The organism is Corallococcus terminator (genome assembly GCF_003611635.1).
GTDB lineage: Bacteria > Myxococcota > Myxococcia > Myxococcales > Myxococcaceae > Corallococcus > Corallococcus terminator.
Window position 1 is genome coordinate 1 of sequence record NZ_RAVZ01000011.1, and the last position, 24,032, is coordinate 24,032.

Below are 24,032 nucleotides of genomic sequence, written 5' to 3' on the forward strand. Positions count from 1 at the left end.
CAAAGGCCCGTTATCGAGGCACGCGCCGCAACCTCTTTGACCTCAGGCGACTCGCGGTCGTCCAAAACCTTGAGGTCGCAGCGCGCTACCAGCTCGCGGCGTGACCTAACCTGTTCGACGCTCTAGATGGATGCTGCTCGATCCAGTGGAACACCGCCCTCAGTTCCTCGGCATGGAGCGGGAAGGTCCACAGGGGGACTGACTCGTTCGCGTCATGGATGCGGGAGTGCGAGTCATTGATGCCCAGTGCGAAATAGCGGGCACCTGCCGGTAGATTCAGGTTGAAGGGACACCCGCCCGAAACCGCCGTCTTGTTGAGTCCACGCACCTCCAGGCGAGCGGGAATCCCCCACCGCATGGCGAGCTCGCTCAGGCTGTCGATCAGGGCCTGCAGTGCCACGTCGGGAGGCTCGCTTCCTGTGCGTCCCGGGCCGATCTTGCGCGCGATGAGCCGCAGTGTTCCGTCTTCGTGATCGTGGTAGCCGGTCTCATCCAGCCAGAGGTCGGCTTCGAGTCCTGGCAATTGCTGGCCCAGGATCTGTCGGGCCGCCGAGGAGCCGGTTTCCTCTTCGCCTTGAATGAACCAGGTGAGCGCCGGGGTGTGCTCAATGAGGCCCAGTGCCACGAGGCGGGCTGTCAGAGCGCCCTTGTTGTCACTCACGCCCTGGCCCCACCAGCGCCCGTTCCTTTCGACCAATACCGGCGGTGGGCAATCCCCGTCGTGTGCTCCAGGAGAGCGGGAGGTCACGTCATAGTGGCCGTACATCACCACATGCCCACCCATGCCTCGGGCTGGCCGGTGTGCTTCGATCAGGGCCGGCGCGCCGTCGATGGGCCGATGCAACTTGCAGTCGAAACCCAGCGCGGCCAGGCGCTCGCCGAGCCACTTCGTACAGGCGTCGTGCTCCGCCCCTTCGGGACTCGTGTCGAATGAAAGCAGTGCCTTCAGCACCTCCTGTGTTCCAGGCAGGGGCACCGCCTCGTTCCGAATGCGCGATGTCATGGCGAAGCTCTCCACCTGCCTGACGCCATAGGGAGACGCTCAGCTTCCAGCTCCACTGTTGACACGCTGGTGTGGAGGAAAGCTCTTGCTGCGGGATGCTTGCTCATGCCCCTCCTCTCATGGCCTGGCATTCCGGGTCCTCTCGTCACGGGCCGGGCGGCAGTATAGCCTTGTGCTTTCCGGACGCTGCCTCTCCCAGCTCTATTGCTTCAGTATCGCCACGGATTCGCGCAGATGGATGCTTTGAGGGTGAGCAGTCAGGTGGCCCCGTTGGAGCCACCGGGGGAGGTGCGCGCGGAGTCAGCTCGCGTCACGCGGGTTTGGGCACCTCGGCCAGCCCCTTGCGGCGCAGGTCCGCGAGGTCCTCGGTGAGTCCCGTCTCCAGGCTCCGCTCGGCTTCGATGTAGCGCTGCATGAGCGGGACGGGGCAATACAGACGGCCGTCGCCGTCGGGGACGAGCACGTAGCTCAATTCGCGGTGGTCCATGGCCTCGTCGAAGTCCACCGCTCGGAGGTCAGCACCATGGGCGAGCAGTGCCTGTCGAATCTCTTCGCGCGTAGGGCGTCCCAGCAGCAGGGCTTGTCGCACCACTGCGCGGTGGAGCGGATGGTCTCCCCGCCAGCGCCGGCCCTGGTCGCGCAGGTCCTTGTCCTCGCGGAGGACTCGCTCGAGGTGCTCGCGCGTGAGGGTGTGGACATCGGACGGAATCGACTCGATCAATCCCTTGCAGGCCAGCACCAGCAGGTTGGCCCGGCGTCCGGCCTGCTCCAGCAGGTGTTCGGGGGAGGAGGGCGCGTCCCACTGGAGGCCCAGGGCCGCCATGGGGTCGGTGACGAGCGACAACGCCGACCGTGGATCCAGCGGCTCCAACCGGAGGTGCTCACCGAAATTGCGCAGGGGCTGTTTCTCGTCGAGCACCACGGCCCGGTAGAGGTCCCAGAAGCCCGCGAGGATGAAGTACGCCCGGCCCTCCTCGGCCAGCGCGCGCATGGCTTGCAGCACCGGGAAGCCTGACCGGGCTTCGGCGCGGATGAAGTCGTCGGCCTCGTCGATCAGCCACACGCGGGGCCGTGCGGGCGTTCCGGCGGCGGCCTCCTCGAAAGAGGGGAGCGTCGTGCCGGCTGGCGGCATGCGCTCGCGCTCCCGGACAAGCCGGCGGTGCAGGTCCGCGTCCGCCAGTTCCACGTAGCAGGCGTCCAGGTCCGAGCGCGCCTGGAGCCGCCGGAGCGAGGCGAGCAGGAGGCTGCTCTTGCCCATCTGCCGTTGGCCCACCACCAGGAAGTTGCGGACGGTGCGGTCGGTGATGGCGCGCACCTCGCGCTCGCGACCGAAGAAGAGGGGGTCCACCTTCACGCCGCCAGCCACCTGATAGGGGGACAGCTCGGAGACGGCGACCTGTTCGGAGAGGGTGGTCTCCAGCAGCCGGACGGGCTCGTCGGCGAGGAGCAGGTCCCGCAGGCCGTTGGCGGACAGCACGACTCCGCGGACCCCTGGAACGCCTTCAAGCACCTGCCGCGCGTTCTGGGACTCCGTGCGGTCCAACACGAGCACCTGGCTGGGACCCTGGCCGTCCTGGAAGATGTCCGCCATGCGGCGCCCAGCCTCGCCCGACTCCAGGCGCGTCCCGTCGATGACAATGACGGCCGTGTCCCGGGAGAAGCGCAGCCGCAGTGGTGGGAGAGACAACGCCCAGGTGTCCGTGCCCAGGCTGGCGCCAAGCCTGCCGCCAATGGCTTCCGCGAAGGCTGTTGCCACGGCATGTGGCTCTCTGGAACCTCGAAGTGCCCGCTCCCATCGGGTGACAGGGATGCCCGCGGCGGTGACGATGGAATCGAGCCGCTTCGCGCGCCGCAGCGCCTGGTCCGCCGCGACCAACTGCCCCAGGGGATAGTGCTTGATCGCGGAGGGAGACCGTTGGGCGTCCACCACCAGGGGGTTTCGGTAGACGCGCGCGTAGTACACGCCTGCGAAGAGCAGGATCGCTCCCAGGGCCAATGCCGCATAGGGCGTGAAGGGACCGGGAACCTTCACTTCGGGTTCGGAGAAAGTCCACGTGCGTGGCCACTGCGGATGGCTCGCGTCGAGGTTGAAGGAGAAGCGACCGCTCTGCATGAAGGCAGGAGGAACGGCGAACTTCAGCGTCTGCTCTTGCCCCTCCCCCAGGCTGAGTTCCTGCTGGGGACCGGCCTGCTTCGTCTTGCCCACCTGGAATGCGCTGTTGAAGAAAAGCGGTCCAATGGATTGCGTCCCCGTGTTCTTGAGGCTGACGCTCAGGGTCTTGCCTTCGATGGAGGGTGCGTTCGTCAGCTCCAACTGGGGCGTGCGCAACGGGACAGGGAGCTCGACTGCGCTCTCTGAGCCGAAGGCATGAACGATTCTGAAACGGAGGCTCGAAACCGGGGGAGGGCGACTGCCCTCGGGTCTCAAATAGGAGAGGCCTATCTGGAACTCCGCGGTCTGGCCCTCGTCCAGGTGCTGCAGCGGTGCCGGGGGCAGGAGCATCAATCCGGGAGGAAGTTCCACGGGTTCGATCCGGAGCCAATAGGCCCGCACCGCGCCCGGCTCGTTGGTGAGGGTGACGACGAGGCTTCCCGCGTCCCCGAAATCCCCCGGAGCCTTGCGAAGCACGGCGTGCGCGGAGAGGCGGGGGGGGGAGGAAGGCTCTGGCGGCAGGATGGGTTCGAGCGCGCCATCCGCCTGTCGTTGGTAGAGCAGTCGACCGTCGTCATGGCGGAAGAACGGTTGGCCTTCGATGTGGCCCAGCCATCCATTGCTGGCTCCGCGCAGCAGCCCTCGCAGGGCTTTTCCGCCCTGGGAAGACCACAGGCGCACCGCTCCGTCGCCATCCCCTGATGCCAGGGTGTTTCCATCGGGCGCGAAGGCGATGGCCGGCACATGGCTTGTCAGGGTCAGGGTTCGCGAGTTGGTTCCGGTCGCGATGTTCCAGAACTTGATGGTCTTGTCGATGCTCGCCGAAGCGAGGGCGCGTCCGTCCGGGCTGAAGCGGATGGAGGTGACGAACTGGGTATGGCCTTTCATGCGACGGCGCTCTCGTCCGGTGGCGACGTCCCACAGTCGGACCAGATTGTCATCGCCACCCGAGGCAAGGGTTCGTCCGTCGGGGCTGAACGCCACCGTCCGGACGATGGCCGCGTGTCCCTCCATGCGTCGGCGCTCGCGCCCGGTGGCGACGTCCCATAGCCGGACCGAGCCATCCTCGCTGCCCGAGGCAAGCATTCGCCCATCTGGGCTGAATGCGATTGAAAGGACGGGACTGGAATGTCCTTCCAGCAGGCGTTGTTCAGCGCGGGTGGCCACGTCCCAGAGTCGAACCGTCGGGTCTCCGGTGATGGCCAGCGTGCGCCCGTCGGGGCTGTAGGCGACCGACCGGATGGGGGAGGAGAAACCCGCGGGCAACGGCAGTTCACGACCGCTGGCCACATCCCACAATTTGACCGTGTGGTCTTCGCTGCCCGAAGCGAGGGTGCGCCCGTCCGGGCTGAAGGCCACGGACGAGACCTCCGCGGAGTGGCCTTCCAGATGGAACAGCTCCCGGCCGCTGGCCATGTCCCACAGCCGGACCGTGCCATCCTCGCTTCCCGATGCGAGCGTGCGTCCGTCCGCGCTGAAGGCGGCGGAGAAGACCTCGGCGGAGTGTTGCCCGCCCAGCCGTTGGGTTTCCCTTCCGGTGGCCACGTCCCACACCCGGACCGTGCTGTCATGGCTGCCTGATGCGAGGGTGCGTCCATCCGGGCTGAAGGCCACCGAATAGACCGCGGCGGTGTGTCCCTCCATGCGTCGAAGCTCGCGTCCGGTGGAGACATCCCAGAGGCGGAGGGTCTTGTCTTCGCCGCTGGAGGCAAGGGTGCGTCCGTCCGGGCTGAAGACAACCGAGGACACGTTGCGGGTATGTCCCTCCATGCGCCGCACCGCGCTCCCACTGTCGACATCCCACTGCTGCACCGTGCCATCCCGGCTGCCGGTGGCGAGGGTGTGCCCATCCGGGCTGAACGCCACCGACGACACCTGCCCGGTGCCCGACAAGCGTTTGCGTTCACGGCCCGTGGCCACGTTCCACAGACGGACGGTCTTGTCATCACCTCCGGAGGCGAGTTCGCGCCCATCCGGGCTGAAGGCCACCGAACGAACGAAACCGAGGTGTCCCTCCATCCGTTGTTGCTCGATGCCGGTGGTCACGTTCCAAAGGCGCACTGTCTGGGTCATGCCCCCCGATGCAACGGTCGCTCCATTCGGGCTGAAGGCCACGGAGAGGATGAGTTCCCGGTTCTCCCCCAGACGTCGCAGCTCACGGCCCGTGGCCACGTCCCAGAGCCGGAGGGTCATGTCCAGGCCGCTTGAGACAAGGGTTCGGCCGTCCGGGCTGAAGGCGATGGAGGAGATCTGCGCCGTATGACCCTTGAGGATCCGCAGCTCGCGTCCGGTGGCCACCTCCCAGAGATGCACCATCTGGTCGGCGCTTCCCGAGGCCAGGATTCGGCCGTCCGGGCTGACGGCCACGGAGAAGACGACTCCCATGGATGACCATTCGGCCCCACTGAGAATGCTCTCGGGCTCTCCTTCCGGAACGAGCGGGGCGAGCGTTTCCGCCGCCGCTCCCGTAGCCATCAGTATCAGGGTGACGAAGAGCGCACGGCTGTATCGGCTCAAGGCCTGACATCCTTGCGTGCCAGCACTTCACGTGCGACCTGCTCCACGGCCTTGCACCGAGGCACCGTCCTGCCTGCCGCATCGCTGCGCACCAGCCCCGCGAAATACAGCCGGACCTCCGGGTACTCCACCCGGTGATCGAGCGGCTCCAGGTCCTCCACGCGCTGCCCGTCCAGCAGCTTCGTGAGCACCGACTGACAGCCGCGCTCCCCGGTGTATCCGTTGCGCTCGTCCTCGCGCAGACACTCCAGCACGGCGCCCCGGAGCGACGGACCGCGCACGAGCTTCCCGGTGATGGACTCCGCGTCCAACGCACCATCGGTGATCATGACCTCGCGCAGCAGTCCCGGGTGCCCGCCCGTGGCCTCGTGGAGTTCCCGCGCCCAGCGCGCTCCGCCGTGCCCTCCGCTGTCCAGGAACTGGCGGACCTCGTCCACCGTGAGGTCCGGCACCTCGCGTCGCGGCGCGTCCTTGAACACGGAGAAGCTCTGCATGTTGTGCAACAGCCACGCGGAGCGCTCTCCGCCCGCGATCAGGAAGTGGAACTGCACCTTGGACGGCTCGTCCATCATCCGCCGCAGGTGCCGGCCCAGCGCCGTCAGGTGGTCAAAGGGTCCCCACTCGTAGCGCAGGATGATCAGGTGCTCCCGCCCCATCCGTGCCGCCTTTGCCCTCAGGTGCTCCACCAGGGCATCGAAGCTCGTCACCGTGTTCGCACCCGCGTCGTCACCGGCCAGGGCGCGGCAGTACTCCGCCTCCGTGCAGTCGGGGACGTTGGGTGGCGCAAGCCAGGTGACGCGGTTGCCGTACCGGGCCGCCACGCGACGCGCGAGCGCGCGGGTGCCTCCGTCCTCCGGCGACAGCAAGACCAGCCGGTGCTGGCCCTGAAGGATGCGTGTGTAGTCCTGCTCCAGGGCGGGGCGCGCCACGATGGGCAGCGCTTCCGGGGTGGGCGCCACGGGCGCGGGCCCCGGGATGGGAGGCGACATGGACTGCGGCGGCGCCGGCGTGACTCCGAAGGACAGCGCCTCCGTCTCCATGCTCAGGCTCACGCGCTTGGGACCAAACGCAGCCGCCTCCAGGCCGCGCAGGAACTCCGCCAGCGGCGCACCGTGATCCTCGTACTCCACGAGCTGGATGTTGTACTTCGGCCACAGCGCCCCACGGTCGATCGTTCCCTTCTTCATCAGCGCGAAGCTGGGCATCTGGCGCCCCCGCGTGATGCCGATGACGTGCTCCAACTGCTTGAGCACGTACGGGTCGCTGAAGCTGAAACCCATGTAGAGGAACGGTTTGGAGCGGATCCACTCGCGCAGGCGCACCAGCGCATTCGTGTACTGTGAGTAGCCGGTCGGCTGGGTCCCATCCCCATACAGGCGCTTGTAGTCCGCTCCCGCGAGTACCAGCGTGGACAGCCGGTGGACGGTGCCGTGCAGGTACCAGACGCGCGGTGTTTCAGGAGATGCCTCGGCGTCCATCAGGTTGAGCTCGTCGTCCTGATCGTTGGAGACGGCTTCGGCATCCTCGCGGCCCCAGAGCAACACGTCGTCGTAGTTGGGGGTCATCACCACCGGCGGTTGAAGCTTCCAGAGCGCGTGGATGACGGAGAGGTCCGCGTCGGACGGCTTGCGCACGCGGAACCGCTCACGCAGGAAGCGGTTGAAGCGGTAGGCCCCCAGGTCCTTGAAGGCCAGCTCCGCGGCGGTGAGGAAATCCCCCTGCGCGATGCGCTGGTTCACCTCCTGGATGGCCGACTCAGGAAGGGACTCCTCCTGCATCCGCTCGGAAAGTCCCTCCAGCAGGCGGGGCCAGGACGGGAACATTCCCCGCTTCACCCCCATGCTGATGCCGGCGCCCACGAATGGGACGACCTGGTGCCTGCGGACCGCCTCGACCAGCTCCCTCGGGAAGTTCATGGTGCCCCTCTTGGGCGGCACGATAGCCCGGCCCAGCCACTTCTCCTTTCCGGTTTTGTCCGGGGGGAAGGCTTGTGCCGGGGCAATGCTCCGGCTACACGCTGGCCGCCCGTGGGGTCCCCTCGCATGAGTCCTTCTTCGCAGGCCCCTTCGTCAGTGCCAGCCACGCCCACCTGGGTCCCCTGGGCGCTCACCGCGCTGATGCTGGCCCACCACTTCGGGCTGTGGGTCTGGACGTCCGCCAGCCGTGGAATTCCGCTGGTCCAGATGCTGGATCGCTGGGATTCGAACCACTACAGCCGGCTCGTGCTCGAAGGCTACACGTGGCCCCTCTGGGCCTTCCTGCCGCTCTACCCGGGGACGGTGTGGCTGCTGCTTCAGGGCCTGGGGGGAGCGCTGCCGCCGCAGTTCGTGGGCTGCCTGTTGTCCTCGCTGTGCCTCGTCGCCTTCGTCGCCTGGAACACGCGCTGGGGCCGTCAGGGACGACTGGGGAACTCGATGACTCCCGGCACGGGCTGGGGTTGGTTCCTCCTGCTCTACGGGCCCGCGAGCTTCACCCTGCACTCGCACCACACGGAGGGCCTCTTCCTGCTGCTGTCCTTTGGCGCGCTGGCCTTCGCCTCTCGCGGGGCCCTGCTGCCTTCCGCGCTGCTGGTGGCGCTGTGCGTGTGGACGCGCAACCAGGGCGTCTTCGTGGCCATCACCGCCGCGCTGCTGCTCGCTGGACGCGAGCTCTCATGGCGGGGCCGCGGCCTGCGCTTCGCCTCCCTGGGGGCGCTGGCCCTGCTGGCCTTCGGCGGACTCCTGGCCTTCGAGTGGGCGCGGGCCGGAGACCCCTTCATGTTCCTGAAGGCGCAGCGCGAATGGAACCACGTCGACTCCGTGTGGGGCGCCGTCCGGGGCCTCTGGCTGGGCAATCCCTGGCACCAGGGCTTCAGCGGCTGGCTGTTCTTGCGCCACGTCTTCGGCGCGCTGTGGCTCATCGCCGCGCTGGTGCTGCTTCGCCGGGACCGGGCCCTGGGCCTGTATGCCCTGCTGTCACTGCTGGTGATGCTGCCCCAGGGGGACCTGGGCAATGCGTTCCGCTTCGGCGCTGTGCTCTTCCCGGTGATGTTCCTCGCGGGGGACTGGCTGTCCACCCGGCCCGGCTGGGTGCGCTGGACGGTGGCCTTGCTGTGCGTGTGGCTCAACCACAAGGTCACCCACGCGTATGCCATTGGCCGGTGGGCCTATTGAGCGCGGCGGTCAGGGACCTCCGACGAGGTTGATCACCTTGCCGTCCTCCGCCACCACGCGCAGCCGGCTGAAGCCCCAGACCTTGCTGGTCTGCACGGCCTTCACCTCCAGCACGCCATCCTGCTTGCTGCCGGAGAGGTCGATCGTCATTTCGGCGATCGCGTCATCATCTTGATGACGCGTTTCACCTGAGAAGAAGAAGGCACCGCTGACGGGGGCGCCCAGGGACTTGATGACCTTCGGATTGTTCGTCACCCGCGCCAACGCCTCTTCGTGGGGGAACATGCTCCGGAACCACATGCCTCCGCAGCCGCAGCACATCAGGGGCAATCCCACGAGCGCTCCGACGACCCACTTCATTGTTGGCGACATTTCCTGCTCCTGACTGTGTTGGTCATGACGACTGTATTTCAGGTTTCCAAAGAGACGCCCGGGGTCAGTAGTTCCCCACGACGGTGATTCCCCTGCCGTCCTCCGCCACCACCCGCAGATTGCTGAAGCCCCAGAGGCCGCCCGCCTTGAAGGCCTTCACCTGCAGCACGCCGTCCTGCTTGCTGCCGGACAGGCGGATCCGCATCCGGGTGACGTGATGCCCCGTGGGCGCGTCGAAGTAGGATTCGCTCAAAAAGAAGAACTCGCCGTGAATGGGCGCTCCCAGGGCATGGATGACCGACGGGTGCTTCGCCACCCGCTCCAGGGCCTCTTCATGGGGGAGGGTGCTCCTCGTCAGCAGGAACCCCACGACGAAGACGGTGAGCACCACGAGGAACAACCCCGTGGACGCGCCGCGCGACCGGCCCTCCCCGGGGTGATCCAGGCCGTCTCTCAGGATACGAAAAGGCATCGGGCGGTCCTTCTGAACTCAGGGGTTTCCGGAAACACCCTATAGGCGCGGGCCCGAATCGGCGAAAATCAGGAAAAGGTACAGGGCCCTGGGTCGGTGCGCTTGTAACCAGATCCGTTACGTCCTTCCGCCTGCGAGCCCGGTGGCGGAGCCTTGGTGGTTCAGCTCCTCCGTTGTGCCGGGGCCCCTTCGGGATCGCGCCGGGAATGCGCTACGGTGGGGATGGGTACGGCGGAACTGGGACCGCCGCGACGTGGACAGGTGAAACGTGGCTGAAGAGATTGTGTATCGCCATACGATTGAAGGGCTCTTCCGTTCCATTGGCGACCGTCTCACGCCCGACCTGAAAGACAAGCTGAGCGATGCGGGATTGGATCTGGACGCGAATGCGCCTGGCAACACCTCCCGGACCGTGTTCGCCAAAGCCCTGCGCATCACCGTGCAGTACCTGCATCCGGACGTCGCGGAGGAGGAGGGCTACCGGCGGATCGGCAGCGGCATCATCCAGGGCATGGGGCAGACCCAACTGGGCAAGGCGCTCATCTCCATGTGGCCCATCTTCGGGCCCGAGCGGGTCGTCGTCCGCATCCAGGAGAGCTTCGCCAACGTGAACAACTACCAGAAGAGCGAACTGCTCACCCAGGGCCCCGCGCACCACCTCATCCGCGTGAGCGAGTGCAACGGGAACCCGGGCTACCTGCGGGGCATCCTCGAAGCGGGACTGGCGCGCGCCGGAGCCCGCAACCTGCGCGTCGAGCCCTTCGACTTCGACGGTCAGGCCTGCTCCTACCGCGTTCGCTGGGACCCCTGAGCACTTCCCTGACTGGCATGTTTTACAGGGTATGAAACAGATGGGCTGCTCTATGCTTCAGGGACACGCCGTTTCTTCACGGCCCTGAAGACGAGGAGCAGTCCTTGATGCGTTTCCAGAACCGCGGTCGCATGCTGTGTTTCACGGGAGCCGTGCTGCTCTCGCTGTCCTGTGGTCCCCAGGAGGAAGGGGACGGGCCTGTCGAAACGGACGGGACGTACGGCAGCCAGGAGGCGGCGCTCACGGCGCCGACGCTGCTGGAGGCGGTGCCGGGCGATGGGCAGGTGACCCTGCGCTGGAGCGCGGGCGCAGCGGGCACCCAGGGCTATCAGGTGCGCTTCCGCGTGGCGGGGGGAAGCTGGGCCTACCGGGGCGCGGGGACCGCGACGACGTTCGCCGTGACGGGGCTGAGCAACGGCACCCGCTACGACTTCCACGTGCGCATCAAGGGGTCCACGGGGGAGACGACCTCCGGATATTCGAATGGCCTGTCCGCGACGCCGACGGCGGACGAGTGCACGGGGACGGCGGTGCGCCACATCACCGTCACCGGCGCGGGGACGAAGGACGGCTTGTCAGCGCAGAGCGCGGGCACGCTCGCGAACCTGAACACATTCATCCAGGCGGTGGGCCCGGGCGGGACGGTGTGCATCCACGGGGGCCTCTATGGCACCGGCACCACGGTGTCCCAGGGCGGCGCGGTGGGGGCTCCCGTCACCCTCAAGGGCGTGGAGGGCCGACCCGTCTTCCAATCCACCTTCGAAGCCTCCACCCGCGCGAAGACGGGGCCGGTGGCCTTCCAGGTGCGCGCCAGCAACCTGGTCTTCCACAACCTGGAGTTCCGCCACGTGGGCACGTGCTTCGCGTTCAAGGGCGCGTACCCCGTGTCCAACGTGACGCTGAGCCAGTTCCGCGCGGAGAACCTGGCCACCTGCGTGGACATGGAGCGCTCCAGCACCGCGGCCTTCACGAACCTGACCATCCGTGACGCGATGATCCTCCAGTTCACGCGCGGCGGCATCTTCCTCGCCTCCGGCACCAACCACTCGCTCGTGGAGGATGTCTACGTGGACATGGAGCCGGACCAGATTGGCGGGCAGGGCAGTGACTACCCCGTGGGCATCGCCCTCTACGACACCACGAACAACGTGACGCTCCGCCGGGCCACGGTGATGAACGTCATCGGCATGAAGACGGGCTACACGCAGGGGGATGGTATCGACGGGGAGAGCTCCGCGAGCGACGTCGTCCTGGAGGACAGCTACTTCCGGGGCTCGCAGGATGGCTGCGTCGACACCAAGGTGCGCAACATGCTCATCCGGAACACCGTCGCCGCGGAGTGCAAGCGCAACTTCCGCCTGTGGCAGTCCGTGACGCCGGGCCCGCGCGTGGAGGACGTGTCCAGCTACCAGCCGCGCGACGGCCACTTCTTCATGCACTCGGGGGCCACGACGGCGAAGAACATCGCTGTCTACTCCAGCAACGCCGCGAAGCTGGTCGCCTATGACTGTGATTTATCCGGGTGCACCTTCAACGCGGAAGGGCTTCGCGGAACGCTGCTGGATGCCAGCAAGCTCAACGCGACCGGCACCGTGACAGGCAACACCCTCGTGTACGGACAGGTCGTCACCATTCCTGCCGTGCCCAACACGACGTCGTTCACGCCGTAGGCACGCCCGGGCGGCCCTTGTCGGAAGAGCCGCCCCTGCGACGGGACGGGATGACCCGAAGCGTGAATCAGTCCGGGTGAAGCTGCGCTTCGAAGATCCGCGCCCAGTGGGCGATGACCTTGCGGCGACGGGCGGTGTCGTCCTGGAGCAGGTTCGCGAGCGCCAGGCCCCGGAGCAGGTCGAGCGTCGCGCGCACGGAGTCGCGGACTCCCGGGTCGCGGTCTTCGAGTCCGAGCAGCTCGACGGTGAGCCGGTGGACCTCACGGCCCACATGCGCCTGGAGGGGGAGAAGGCGTGTCTTCAGCTCCGCGTCGGCCACGGCCGCCACCCACAGGTGGGTCGCGGCGGTGAAGAGCGGCCCTGCGTAGATGTCGTGGAGCAGGTTGAGCAGGGGCTCCACGCGCCTGCGGCTGGGCGGTAGGAGCTTCGCGCGTCGGGACAGCTCCTCCATCTGTTGATGGAAGACGTGCTCGACCGCGGCCGCGACGAGGGCCGCGCGCGTCGGGAAGTGGTGCTGGCAGGCGCCTCGCGACACCCCGGCCCGCTCGGCGATGGCGCCCACCGTCGCTCCGGCCCAACCCTGCTCGACGAGCACCTCGATGGCGGCCGACATCAGTTTCTGCCGCGTCACCCGGCTGCGTTCCTGCTCCTGCCTCGTCGCTCCGCTCTCCGTACCGCCCATGTCCCGACGCTGGGGCATGGGACTGAAAAAAGCAATCATGATTGCTTTTTTAGGCGTGGGGGGACAGACTCCGAAGCTCACTGGAAGGGGAGGAGAGATGGCGGCTCGCTCGCTGCGCATTGGCAATGCATCCGGCTTCTATGGCGACCGTTTCTCCGCCTTCCGCGAGATGCTGGAGGGCGGTCCGCTCGACGTGCTCACCGGGGACTACCTGGCGGAGCTGACGCTCCTCATCCTGGGCCGCGACCGGCTGAAGAATCCGGCGGGCGGCTATGCGCGGACGTTCCTGCGCCAGTTGGAGGACACGCTCGGCCTCGCGGTGGAGAAGAAGGTCCGCATCGTCGCGAACGCCGGCGGCCTCAACCCCGCGGGGCTCGCGGACGACCTGCGCGCGCTCACCGCGAAGCTGGGCCTGTCCGTGCGCGTCGCGCATGTCGAAGGCGACGATCTCGTCGGCCGGGCGGACGAGCTCGGCTTCGACCAGCCCCTCACGGCGAACGCCTATCTGGGCGCCTGGGGCATCGCGGCGTGCCTGGACGCGGGCGCGGACATCGTCGTCACGGGGCGCGTGACGGACGCTTCGCTCGTCGTCGGCCCCGCGGCTTCCCACTTCGGCTGGAAGCGCCACGACTGGGACCGCCTCGCGGGCGCCATGGTCGCCGGCCACGTCCTCGAATGTGGAGCCCAGGCGACGGGCGGCAACTTCGCGTTCTTCAACGAACTCGACGTGCGCCGCCCAGGCTTCCCGCTGGCGGAGGTCTTCGAGGACGGCTCCAGCATCATCACGAAGCACCCGGACACCGGTGGGTCCGTCACCGTCGACACGGTGAAGGCCCAGCTCGTCTATGAAATTGGCGGTGCCCGTTACGCGGGCCCCGACGCCACCGCGCGCTTCGACACCATCGAGGTGGAGTCCCAGGGCACCGACCGGGTGCGCCTGTGGGGCACCCGGGGTGAGCCGCCGCCTCCGGACGTGAAGGTGTGCCTCAACCGGCTCGGCGGGTTCCGCAACGAGGCGGACTTCATGCTCGTCGGCCTCGACATCGAAGCGAAGGCCGCGCTCGTGCGGGCGCAACTGGATGCGGCGCTCCGCCCGAGGCCGTCGGAGGTCGTCTACACGCTCGCGCGCACCGAAGGCCCCGACGCACCGAGCGAGGAGCAGGCCTCCGCGACCCTGCGCGTCGCCGTGAAGGACGCCGACGCGAAGGCCGTGGGACGCCCCTTCAGCAGCGCCGTGGTGGAGTTGGCCCTGGCCAGCTACCCCGGCTTCTTCCTGCCCCGGCTGCCCGGTGACGCCTCGCCCTTCGGTGTCTACACGCCGGCTTTCGTCCCTGCCGGCAAGGTGCCGCACATCGCGGTGCTCCCGGACGGGGCGCGCGTCGATGTGGCACCCCCTGACGAGACGCTTGGGCTGGAAGGGGTCGCGACACCGTCACTGCCGCCACCGCCGCCCCCGGGGGCCACGAAGCGCGTGCCGCTGGGCCGGGTGGCCCTGGCTCGCAGCGGGGACAAGGGCGGGGACGCCAACGTGGGCGTGTGGGTCCGCACAGAAGAGGCGTGGCATTGGCTGGTGCACACCCTCACGGAGGACCGGCTCCGGGCACTCCTTCCGGAAGCGCGCGAGCTCACCGTCCACCGGCACGTGCTTCCAAACCTGCGTGCGTTGAACTTCGTCATCGAGCGACTGCTCGGCGAGGGCGTTTCGTCGTCCACCCGCTTCGACCCGCAGGCCAAGGCGCTGGGCGAATGGCTCCGCTCGCGCCACATCGACGTCCCCGAATCACTTCTTTGAGCCGCGGGCCCCAGGGCATCGAGGGAAATACGATGGGATACCGTTCAGTCTTCGCTCCTGGCTCCTTCGCGGGCCGCACCATCCTCGTCACCGGCGCGGGCAGTGGCATTGGTCGCTGCACGGCGCATGAGCTCGCGTCGCTGGGCGCGCACGTCGTCCTCGTCGGCCGCAAGGAGGAGAAGCTCGCGCGGGTCGCCGGGGAGCTGGCGGCCGAAGGGCATGCGTCGAGCCAGCACGCGGTGGACATCCGCGACGAGGCCGCGGTGCGCGACATGGTCGCCGCCGTCGTTCAGGCGCATGGCCGCATCCACGGGCTCGTGAACAACGCCGGCGGGCAGTTCCCCTCGCCGCTCGCGCTCATCTCCAAGAAGGGCTTCGACGCGGTCGTCGCGACGAACCTCACCGGAGGCTTCCTGGTCGCGCGGGAGGTGTTCACCCAATCCATGTGCGACCACGGCGGCGCCATCGTGAACATGCTGGCGGACGCCTGGAACGGCATGCCGGGCATGGGCCACTCGGGCGCGGCGCGCGCCGGCATGTTCAACCTGACGCAGACGGCCGCCGTGGAGTGGTCCTCTTCCGGGGTCCGGGTGAATGCCGTCGCCCCGGGCTGGGTCGCATCCAGCGGGCTCGACACCTACAAGGACCCTGCCGTCCGCGCGCTCATTCCCACGCTGCGCCAGCAGGTGCCGTTGCACCGGCTGGCCACCGAGGCGGAGGTGAGCGGGGCCATCGTGTTCCTGCTCTCCGACGTGGCGGCGTTCATCACCGGCGAGGTCATCCGCATCGACGGCGGGGCGTCCTGCAACACCAAGGCGTTCCCGATGCCGGATCACTCGAACTCGAAGCCGTACGACGGATTCCACCTCGCAGCGGCGCCGCGGATCCTCGACGATCCGAAGGAGCAGTGACATGCCGACGCTCGTCTCCCAGATTGAATCGGCCTCCACCGCCTTCACCACGCAGCGCCAGGAACTGATCGCCCGCGTCGCGGAGCTGCGCACCATCGAGCAGAAGTCGCGCGACACGGAGCAACTGGCCCGTGAGAAGTTCACGCAGCGCGGACAGCTCCTGCCGCGCGAGCGACTGGCGCTGCTGCTCGACCGGGGCTCGCCCTTCCTCGAACTGTCCACGCTCTGCGGCTACAAGCACCACGACGACACCGACGGCTCGCTCGCCGGCGGCAACATGGTCATCGGCATCGGCTTCGTGTCGCAGGTCCGCTGCCTGGTGTTCGTGAGCAACTCCGCCGTGAAGGGCGGCACCGCGACGCCCTGGGGCGTCCAGAAGTCGCTCCGCGCGCAGCAGATCGCCCGTGAGAACCGGCTGCCCGTCGTGTCGCTCGTCGAGAGCGGTGGCGCGAACCTGCTCTACCAGCAGGAGATCTTCATCCCGGGCGGGGAGACCTTCTACAACCAGGCCCGGCTGTCCGCGGCCGGCATTCCGCAGATCACCGTGGTCCACGGCTCCAGCACCGCGGGCGGCGCGTACATCCCCGGGCTCTCCGACCACGTCGTCATGGTCCGGGGCAAGGCGAAGGTGTTCCTCGCCGGCCCACCGCTGCTGCGCGCGGCGACCGGAGAGGTCGCCACGGACGAGGACCTGGGAGGCGCGGAGATGCACGCCACCGTGGCCGGCACCGCCGATCATCTGGCCGAGGACGACGCCGACGGCATCCGCATCGCGCGGGAGATTGTCGCGTCCCTCGGATGGAACGACGCGTTGCCGCCGACCGCGCGCGCTGGCTTCGAGTCGCCCCGCTACGCGGTGGAGGAGCTGTGCGGCGTCGTCCCCACCGACCACAAGCGGCCCTACGACTGTCGCGAGGTCATCGCCCGGCTGGTGGATGGTTCGGACTTCACGCCGTTCAAGGACGACTACGACGCGCTCACCGTCTGCGGCTGGGCGCGCATCGAGGGCCGGGCGGTGGGGCTCATTGGCAACAACGGACCCATCACGGCCAAGGGGGCGACGAAGGCGGGGCAGTTCATCCAGCTCTGCTGCCAGGCGCGGACGCCCATCGTCTACCTCCAGAATACGACGGGCTACATGGTGGGAACCCAGTCGGAGCAGGGGGGCATCGTGAAGCACGGCGCCAAGATGCTCCAGGCGGTCGCCAACGCGACGGTGCCGCAGGTGACGCTCCTGATGGGCGGTGCCTTCGGCGCGGGCAACTACGGCATGTGTGGCCGCGCGTTCCACCCGCGCTTCATCTTCGCCTGGCCCAATGCGCGCACGGCGGTGATGGGCGGCGAGCAGGCCGCGAAGGTGCTGTCCATCGTCCATGGGGAGAAGGCCCGGCGCGCCGGGATGCCGTTCGACGAAGCGGCGATGGCCGAGTTCTCGCGCCCGCTTGTCGAGCAGTTCGAGCGCGAATCGGATGCCTTCCATTGCAGTGCGCGGCTGTTCGACGACGGCGTCATCGACCCGAGGGACACGCGCAAGGTCCTCGGGTTCCTCCTGGCGACGTGCGACGAGTCCGAGCGCCGCACGCTGTCTCCCAATACCTTTGGCGTCGCCCGGCTGTAGCGAGGGAACCATGAAGCGCATTCACAAGGTGCTGGTGGCGAACCGGGGGGAGATCGCCGTGCGCGTGCTGCGCACGTGCCGCGCCCTCGGCGTGCGCACGGTCGCGGTCTTCTCCGATGCGGACCGGGACGCGCCGCACGTGCGGCTCGCGGATGAGGCGGTGCGTCTGGGGCCGGCGCCCGTGAAGGAGTCCTACCTCTGCATCGACCGGGTGCTCGCGGCGGCGGCGGCGTCCGGCGCCAATGCCATCCATCCCGGGTACGGCTTCCTGTCGGAGAACGCTGAGTTCGCGCGCGCCTGCGAGGCGGCCGGCCTCGTGTTCATCGGTCCGCCGGCGGACGCCATCGAGCTGATGGGGAACAAGCGGCAGGCGAAGCTGCGCATGCAGGCCGCGGACGTCCCGTGCATCCCGGGCTACGAGGCGGCCCGTCCCGGCGAGTCGCTGGAGGATGACGCCCTGGTGCGTGAGGGTGAGCGCATTGGCCTCCCCCTCATGGTGAAGGCTGCGGCGGGCGGTGGCGGGCGCGGCATGCGCCTCGTGCGCGAGCCGGGCGCGCTGCTCGAAGCCATCCGCTCCGCGCGTTCGGAGGCGACGAACGCCTTTGGCAGCGGCGAGCTCATCCTGGAGCGGGCCATCGAAGGCGCGCGCCACGTCGAGGTGCAGGTCTTCGCGGATGCGCATGGAAACGCCGTGCACCTGGGGGAGCGCGACTGCTCCATCCAGCGGCGGCACCAGAAGGTCATCGAGGAGAGCCCGTCCCCGGCGGTCACGCCGGAGCTTCGCGAGCGCATGGGCGCCGTGGCGGTGCAGGCCATCCGCTCCATCGGCTACCGGGGCGCGGGGACCATCGAGTTCCTCCTCTCGCCGGGCGGCGACTTCTTCTTCATGGAGATGAACACGCGCCTGCAGGTTGAACACCCGGTGACGGAGTTCGTGACGGGGCTCGACCTGGTGGAGTGGCAGTTGAGGGTCGCGGACGGCGAACCGCTCCCGCTGAAGCAGACGGAGATCCGCTTCCGTGGCCATGCCATCGAGGCGCGGTTGTGCGCGGAGGATCCGGCGCGCGGGTTTCTTCCCCAGACGGGCCGCCTCCTCGCGTGGGCGCCGCCGGAAGGGGAAGGCGTCCGCGTCGACCACGGGGTGCGCGAAGGGCAGGACATCACGCCGTTCTACGACTCCATGCAGGCGAAGCTCATCGCGTACGGGCCGGACCGGGAGACGGCGCGCGAGCGGTTGGCCCTCGCACTGCGGGAGCTGACGGTGTTCGGCGTCACGACGAACGCGACCTTCCTCCAGCACGTCCTCGCGCACGACGCGTTCCGCTCCGGCCGCTACAACACGGGCTTCGTCGCGGAGCACCTGTCCCCGGAGGCGCTGGGCACGCTCGGTCAGGCGTCCACGGAGGAGCAGGCCCTCCTGGCCGCCTTGCTCTTCCACGACGACGCGGCGGCGCTCCGCCAGCGGGCAGGCTTCGACACGGCGCTCGCGGGCTGGAGCAGCTCCTACGCCCTGCCGGTGCCCATCGTCCTGCACGACGGGGGCACGGAGTTCCGCGCCTCGGTCCGCCCCGTCACGCCGGAGGAGTACGAAGTGCGCATCGGCGATGCGCGCGTCGCGCTCCGCCTCCGCTCCCTGGGCGCCGAGCGGGCCGAGGTCGAGATTTCAGACCGGCGCCGCGCGGTCCGCTACCGGCGCGCGGGGGGAACGTTGTGGTGCTCGCTGGACGGCGTCACGCGCCAGCTCCGCGACGTCACCTTCCGCCTTCCTTCGGAGCGTGAGCGCGCCAGCGACGGCCGTGTCCGCGCGCCGATGGACGGCCGCATCATCCGGGTGAGCGCCGAGGTCGGCGCCACCGTGAAGCGTGGCGACGTGCTGGTGGTGCTCGAAGCGATGAAGATGGAGTCATCGCTCGCGGCGCCCACCGATGGGGTCGTCACGGCGGTGAACGTCGCCGTCGGAGCGCAGGTGCCGGCACGCCACGTCGTGGCGGTCGTCTCGCCGGACGCGAAGGAAGTCGCCGCCTGAGCGCGGGCCCCTGCCTGGATCGCGTTGAAACAGGCAGGGGAGACGGATGCTGAGCACCGGTACGGCTGACCAGCACGCCGCTTCCGAGACAGGGAGCCGCGATGCGTCCTTTGTCTGATGCTACTTGGGGTTGTTTCGCCAGGTTCCCTTGTGCCATTTCATGACGCCGAGCTGGGGGAGCGTGAAGTTGGCCTTCAGCGTTTCGAAGTCCCGTTTGTCGAGCGCGCTGACAGGCCAAATCTCAGCCAACAGCAGGTCATACACTTCCTGCCCCTGCTTGCGCCCCTCCAGGACCTCTTTCAGCATGCCCTTCTGTACGGAGAGGGTGATGAGATCTCCGATGACCGCATCCCGCTTGTTGGTGTCGAGCTTGTCAGGGGCCTTCAGCTTCAGCTCCGTCGCGTACTCCAGATAGGCTTCGAGGCTGGCACGGGCAATGGCGTTTCCCTGCTTCGCCCATGCCGCCCAGAAGTCCACGCTGGGCGTCATCAGCACCTTCCTGGAGGGGACGGTGTCCGATGACCATGGATTGGAGCCCACGTAGAAATCACGTCCCATTCCAATTCCGGCGAACTTGATGCCGAGGGTCGCGGACGTGAACTCGTGCATGGGAGTGACGACGCTGGCGGTATCGAAGCGCACGCCCTTGTACTTGCTGCGCACCATCTCGCTCATGGGGGCGGTGGTGGTGTCCAGGTAGTGGCCGCCAATCTGATACAAGAGGTAGAGCATCAGCACGTCCTTGACGGCGGAGAACGCGCGTTTGCTGGTCAGCCACTCAACCACGGGCGCAAGCAGTTCGAATCCGTTGTGTGGCAGGAGCGCGTGATTCATTCCGGCGTCGAGTCCACACACCTTGATCTGGGGCAGGGCCTCCGCGAAGGCCGTCGCGTGTTCAGCCTTGCACCAGAAATGGATCGCGACGGCCTTCCCGACGTGGGTCGCCATGGCGGTGATGCCTTCAAGCCCGCTCTGTGGAACGGGACCCCACCAGATGTAGTGCAGCCGGGGAGCCGTTTCGGCGGCTTGCTGCTCGGCATGGAGCTGTCGGGAGGTCTCGGCGAGCCGGGTGACGCGGCGGTGCGCCAGCGCGGTCTCCGACCTGTTGCCACGGGCATCGTCGAGGGCGACGATGATGTCGGGAAACTGGACGGTATTGCCCTGCCCCCGGATGTGATTGAAGACCCGGAAGCAGATGTCCTGATCGCTGTCGGTCCCGGCCGTGGTGAGAAGCACCTGTCGAACGATGAGGTTCAGCGGCTCGCCACGGATTCGCATTCGTGAACGGTAGTTTCCGCCGGGCAGGGATGCCAGGGCGTGACGCGCCGGACCCCTCGACGCCCCGCTCCACCCCCTGGCGGGGAGCCCACACCGCGCGCCGCGTCATGGCGGTCGCCACGCCAGAAGCGAAGGAGGCCGCATGCCCGCGTGCGCCTCAACCCCTCACCGGAAGGTGAAGGGCCGAGGCGCATCGGCTGAGTCCTCTCACGCCAGGTCGAACAGCAGGGCCTCCATGGGCTCGGAGGCGACGAGCACGAGGCTCGACTCATCCGTCACGGCGACGCCGTCGCCGGCCTTCAGCGCCACGCCGTTGAGCGTGCCCGCGCCCCGGGCCACCTGGAGCCAGGCGTGCCTGCCCTTGGGCAGCGTGTACTCCGCCTTCTCCCCCTTGCTCAGCAGCGTGCTGGACAGCAGCACGTCCTGGTGCACGGTGAGGCTGCCGTCGCGTGCATCGGGGCTCGCCACCACCCGCCAGCGGCCCTGACGGTCCTTCTCCGGGAAGAGCTTCTGCTCATATTCAGGCTTCAGGCCCTTCGTGTCGGGGATGATCCAGATCTGCAGGAAGTGGACGTCCTCGTTGGAGCCGTTCATCTCGCTGTGCATCACGCCCGTGCCGGCCGTCATGCGCTGCACTTCACCGGCGCGCAGCAGTCCATTGCCTCCCGTGCTGTCCCGGTGCGCGATGGCGCCGCTGAGCGGGTAGGTGATGATCTCCATGTCCCGGTGCGGATGCGTGTCGAAGCCTTCGCCAGACGTAACACGGTCCTCGTTGATGACGCGCAGGGAACGGAACCCCATGTGGTCGGGGTCGAAGTAGCTCGCGAACGAGAAGGTGTGATGGGAATCCAGCCAGCCGTGGTTGGCATGTCCGCGGGCTTCAGAGGGTCGAACGTTGATCATGGTGTGTGCTTCCTTTCGAGAAACACAATGCGCCCCCGGACCCCACCTGGCCAGACTCGAACCCCGGGACACATCGTTCCACCCATGGGACGAAACGCGGACACCGTCTCAGCGTTTCGCGCGCTTGCCTGACTCCTGACGCAGCGTGGGCCAGTGCTCGCGCAGCACCTCCACGAAGGCCATCACCTTGGGCACGTGGTGCCGCGTGGGCGGGTAGACGGCATGCACCGGCGCTCCGGCGGAGCTCCAGTCCGGCAGCACGCGCTGCAACCTCCCGGAGTCCAGGTCCTCCACGCAGTGCAGGCCGGGCAGGAGCGCGACCCCGGAGCCCGACAGCGTCACCGCATGCAGCATGTCCGGCTCGTTCACGACAAGCCGCCCGCTGACCTTGACCTCGACGGCCCGCCCCCCGGCGTGCAGCGTCCAGACGTTGCCTTGCAGCTCCGTGCCGAAGAGCAGGCAGTCATGCTTCGCCAGGTCCGCGGGCGTCTTGGGCAGGCCCTTCTTCTGGAGGTATTCCGGGGAGGCGACGACGACGCGCGCGAATTCTCCCAGCCGGCGCGCCATCAGCGAGGAGTCCGGCAGGCGCCCGGCCCGCACCGCCAGGTCGAAGCCTTCCTCCATCAGGTCCACCGCCCGGTCCGTGCACAGCAACTCCAACTGGACGTCCGGGTGGCGCTCCAGGAACGTGGACACCAGCGGCGCGAGGAAGTTGAGGGACAGCGGCGTCGTCACGCGCAGCAGCCCGTGGGGGCCGGCCTGGAGGCGCGTCACCGCCAGCTCCGCGGCTTCGGCTTCCGCGACGATGCGCTCGCAGTGCGCGTAGTACGCCCGGCCCACCTCCGTGAGGTGAAGCTGGCGCGTCGTGCGCTGCAACAACTGCGCGCCCACGCGTTCCTCCAGTTCGGACACCTTCCGGCTCACGGTGGACTTGGGCATGCGCAGCGCGCGCGCCGCCGCCGTGAAGCTGCCGGCCTGCACCACCCGGGCGAAGACGAGGAGTTCGTTGAGGTCCATGGCGCTTGGGGGACGCGGGCACTGTCCCAGGGGTGGAACAGTCCGTCCTGTTCGTCCCATCTAATCCGGATGCCCCCGGGCCGCTACCTTGCTCCTTGTCGAACACCCCTCCCGACGAAAAGGAACACGACCATGGCTCAGACCCTCTGGAACATCGACACGACGCACACGGGCATCCACTTCAGCGTGCGGCACATGGTGGTCGCGAAGGTGCGCGGCAGCTTCCAGAAGTTCAGCGGCACGCTGACGCTGGATGAGAAGGATCCGACGGCGTCCTCGGTGTCGGTGAGCATCGAGACGGCGAGCATCCACTCGGGCGTCGAGCAGCGCGACAACCACCTGCGCTCGCCGGACTTCTTCGACGCGGCGAAGTTCCCGGCCATCACCTTCCAGAGCACCAAGGTGGAGAAGGCGTCCGGTGACGGCCTGCGCGTGACGGGCAACCTCACCATCCGCGACATCACCCGCGAGGTCGTCCTGGAGGCCGAACAGCTCGGGGTGGCCAAGGATCCCTGGGGCAACACCAAGGCCGCCTTCGAGGCGAAGACGTCCATCCACCGCAGCGACTTCGGCCTGACGTGGAACCAAGCGCTGGAGGCGGGCGGCGTGCTGGTGGGCGAGAAGATTGAGATTGCCCTGGAGGTCCAGGCCGCCAAGGCCCAGGCGACCGAACAGGCCGCCTGAGCCGGATGCCACGACGGACTAGAAGTCGATGGACGTGAGCGTGAAGTGCACGTCGGATTCGACGCCCGAGCTGACGCTGGTGGCCGCCGGGCGCGCGATGTCCGTCGTGAAGCTCACGCCCGTGGGCGCCACCAGATCCACCTGGTAGTCGCCGGGCAGCAGGTACTTGAAGTCCGCCACGGCGACGGAGTTCGTGGCGAGCGTGAAGGGCATGGTTTCGCGGCTGCCGTCGGCGTTGATGAGCACCGCGGAGAAGCCGGACAACTGGGTCGTTCCCGGCATGGGGAACGACAGGCCGTCACCCAGTTGGAGGGTGACCTCCACGTTGCCGGAGAACCGCATGTCCGCGCCCTTGATGATGGGGCGCATGACCCACTTGCCGGAGTTGCCGGCCTCCTTGCCGAAGCTCTGCGCGACGTCGAAGTCCACCAGGATGACCTTCTGGTCGTCATCGCTGGTGATGGTGACGTCGGCGTCCTTGTCGAACTTCACCTTGAGGCCGGAGCTGCTGGCGCTCGGCATTTGCAGGTCGCCGTCCACCTGGGCGCCTTCGGGCAGGCCCTCGTAGTTGGCGGAGGTGGCGAAGATGCGGCTCTGACCGTCCTGCTTCACCTGGATGTAGCCGCCCGTGATGACGAAGCGCAGCTCCTTGTAGGTCCCCGCGGGCACCTCCGCGTCCGTCACCAGGTCCGCGGTGTCGTTGGCCAGGGTGAGCAGGTCGGTGGTGACGGGCTCGCTCAGCAGCACGACGTCTCCCTTGCCTTCTTCGCCTTCCACGCTGCCCTTCAGGTAGACCTTGGAGATGGTGACGACCGCCTTCTCGATGCCGTCACCCGGAGCGTCGGTCAGCTTCAGCGTGACGCGGGCCTTGTCTTCGCCGCAGGCGGCCAGCAGCAGCCCCGTGGCCAGAAGGAGGGAAGAGGTCAGTTGACGCAAGGAGGGCATGCAGGAGCCTTGGGAGAAGAGGGAGAA

General features: G+C 68.0%; 18 protein-coding genes. 8 read left to right on the plus strand and 10 right to left on the minus strand.

Annotation, left to right across the window (positions count from 1 at the left end; genetic code table 11):
- Positions 1-85: 85 nt before the first annotated feature.
- The 3 genes from D7V88_RS03110 to D7V88_RS03120 form a co-directional block, all read right to left on the minus strand.
- Positions 86-1,003: a M20/M25/M40 family metallo-hydrolase gene (locus D7V88_RS03110; RefSeq protein WP_147448581.1), complete on the minus strand. Its 918-nt coding sequence runs from the start codon at positions 1,001-1,003 to the stop codon at positions 86-88.
- A gap of 310 nt (positions 1,004-1,313) precedes the next feature.
- On the minus strand, positions 1,314-5,540 hold the full coding sequence (locus D7V88_RS45040) for a WD40 domain-containing protein (protein ID WP_158624977.1): 4,227 nt from the start codon (positions 5,538-5,540) through the stop codon (positions 1,314-1,316).
- A 128-nt stretch (positions 5,541-5,668) separates the two neighbouring features.
- Positions 5,669-7,588 (minus strand): SIR2 family protein, encoded by a 1,920-nt coding sequence (locus D7V88_RS03120; protein ID WP_147448583.1) that lies wholly within the window; start codon positions 7,586-7,588, stop codon positions 5,669-5,671.
- 126 nt (positions 7,589-7,714) lie between these two features.
- On the opposite strand from D7V88_RS03120, the gene D7V88_RS03125 reads away from it, so the two are divergent.
- Positions 7,715-8,824 (plus strand): hypothetical protein, encoded by a 1,110-nt coding sequence (locus tag D7V88_RS03125; RefSeq protein ID WP_147448584.1) that lies wholly within the window; start codon positions 7,715-7,717, stop codon positions 8,822-8,824.
- A gap of 9 nt (positions 8,825-8,833) precedes the next feature.
- On the opposite strand, the gene D7V88_RS03130 is transcribed toward D7V88_RS03125, so the two are convergent.
- Together D7V88_RS03130 and D7V88_RS03135 are read right to left on the minus strand one after the other, a co-directional pair.
- The gene (locus D7V88_RS03130) at positions 8,834-9,196 is read right to left on the minus strand and encodes a cytochrome c oxidase assembly factor Coa1 family protein (RefSeq protein WP_120539090.1); all 363 of its coding nucleotides are present in this window, start codon (positions 9,194-9,196) and stop codon (positions 8,834-8,836) included.
- A 64-nt stretch (positions 9,197-9,260) separates the two neighbouring features.
- A complete protein-coding gene (locus tag D7V88_RS03135) occupies positions 9,261-9,668 on the minus strand; it encodes a cytochrome c oxidase assembly factor Coa1 family protein (RefSeq protein WP_120539091.1) in 408 nt (135 codons plus the stop codon).
- A gap of 268 nt (positions 9,669-9,936) precedes the next feature.
- Here D7V88_RS03135 and D7V88_RS03140 point away from each other — a divergent pair, with 268 nt between their 5' ends.
- The gene (locus D7V88_RS03140; RefSeq protein WP_120539092.1) at positions 9,937-10,479 is read left to right on the plus strand and encodes a DUF2378 family protein; all 543 of its coding nucleotides are present in this window, start codon (positions 9,937-9,939) and stop codon (positions 10,477-10,479) included.
- A gap of 107 nt (positions 10,480-10,586) precedes the next feature.
- A complete protein-coding gene (locus D7V88_RS03145) occupies positions 10,587-12,149 on the plus strand; it encodes a right-handed parallel beta-helix repeat-containing protein (protein ID WP_120539093.1) in 1,563 nt (520 codons plus the stop codon).
- Between the two features lie 67 nt (positions 12,150-12,216).
- Here the strand turns inward: D7V88_RS03145 and D7V88_RS03150 are convergent, their stop codons facing one another.
- Entirely contained in the window at positions 12,217-12,780 is a 564-nt protein-coding gene (locus D7V88_RS03150; RefSeq protein WP_244237946.1) for a TetR/AcrR family transcriptional regulator, read from the minus strand.
- A 148-nt stretch (positions 12,781-12,928) separates the two neighbouring features.
- Here D7V88_RS03150 and D7V88_RS03155 point away from each other — a divergent pair, with 148 nt between their 5' ends.
- From D7V88_RS03155 to D7V88_RS03170, 4 genes are read left to right on the plus strand one after another with little or no spacing between them, the layout of a single operon-like run.
- Positions 12,929-14,623: an acyclic terpene utilization AtuA family protein gene (locus D7V88_RS03155; RefSeq protein WP_120539094.1), complete on the plus strand. Its 1,695-nt coding sequence runs from the start codon at positions 12,929-12,931 to the stop codon at positions 14,621-14,623.
- Between the two features lie 32 nt (positions 14,624-14,655).
- Complete coding sequence (locus D7V88_RS03160) at positions 14,656-15,534, plus strand: SDR family oxidoreductase (protein WP_120539095.1); 879 nt, start codon at positions 14,656-14,658, stop codon at positions 15,532-15,534.
- A gap of 1 nt (position 15,535) precedes the next feature.
- Positions 15,536-17,152 carry an acyl-CoA carboxylase subunit beta gene (locus tag D7V88_RS03165; protein ID WP_120539096.1) on the plus strand — a complete coding sequence of 539 codons (1,617 nt, stop codon included), beginning with the start codon at positions 15,536-15,538 and terminating at the stop codon, positions 17,150-17,152.
- Between the two features lie 10 nt (positions 17,153-17,162).
- The gene (locus D7V88_RS03170) at positions 17,163-19,178 is read left to right on the plus strand and encodes an acetyl/propionyl/methylcrotonyl-CoA carboxylase subunit alpha (protein ID WP_120539097.1); all 2,016 of its coding nucleotides are present in this window, start codon (positions 17,163-17,165) and stop codon (positions 19,176-19,178) included.
- A 120-nt stretch (positions 19,179-19,298) separates the two neighbouring features.
- Here D7V88_RS03170 and D7V88_RS03175 read toward each other — a convergent pair whose 3' ends face one another.
- The 3 genes from D7V88_RS03175 to D7V88_RS03185 all read right to left on the minus strand — a co-directional run bounded on the left by D7V88_RS03175 (position 19,299) and on the right by D7V88_RS03185 (position 22,376).
- Positions 19,299-20,456: a hypothetical protein gene (locus D7V88_RS03175; RefSeq protein ID WP_120539098.1), complete on the minus strand. Its 1,158-nt coding sequence runs from the start codon at positions 20,454-20,456 to the stop codon at positions 19,299-19,301.
- Between the two features lie 207 nt (positions 20,457-20,663).
- Positions 20,664-21,359, minus strand: a complete 696-nt coding sequence (locus D7V88_RS03180) for a pirin family protein (protein ID WP_120539099.1) — start codon at positions 21,357-21,359, stop codon at positions 20,664-20,666.
- Between the two features lie 108 nt (positions 21,360-21,467).
- Positions 21,468-22,376 carry a LysR family transcriptional regulator gene (locus tag D7V88_RS03185; protein ID WP_120539100.1) on the minus strand — a complete coding sequence of 303 codons (909 nt, stop codon included), beginning with the start codon at positions 22,374-22,376 and terminating at the stop codon, positions 21,468-21,470.
- 132 nt (positions 22,377-22,508) lie between these two features.
- Between D7V88_RS03185 and D7V88_RS03190 the strand changes: the two genes are divergently transcribed.
- Positions 22,509-23,060: a YceI family protein gene (locus tag D7V88_RS03190; RefSeq protein ID WP_120539101.1), complete on the plus strand. Its 552-nt coding sequence runs from the start codon at positions 22,509-22,511 to the stop codon at positions 23,058-23,060.
- Between the two features lie 18 nt (positions 23,061-23,078).
- Here D7V88_RS03190 and D7V88_RS03195 read toward each other — a convergent pair whose 3' ends face one another.
- Positions 23,079-24,005, minus strand: coding sequence for a DUF4382 domain-containing protein (locus D7V88_RS03195; protein ID WP_120539127.1), 927 nt, complete (start codon positions 24,003-24,005; stop codon positions 23,079-23,081).
- Positions 24,006-24,032 lie beyond the last annotated feature (27 nt).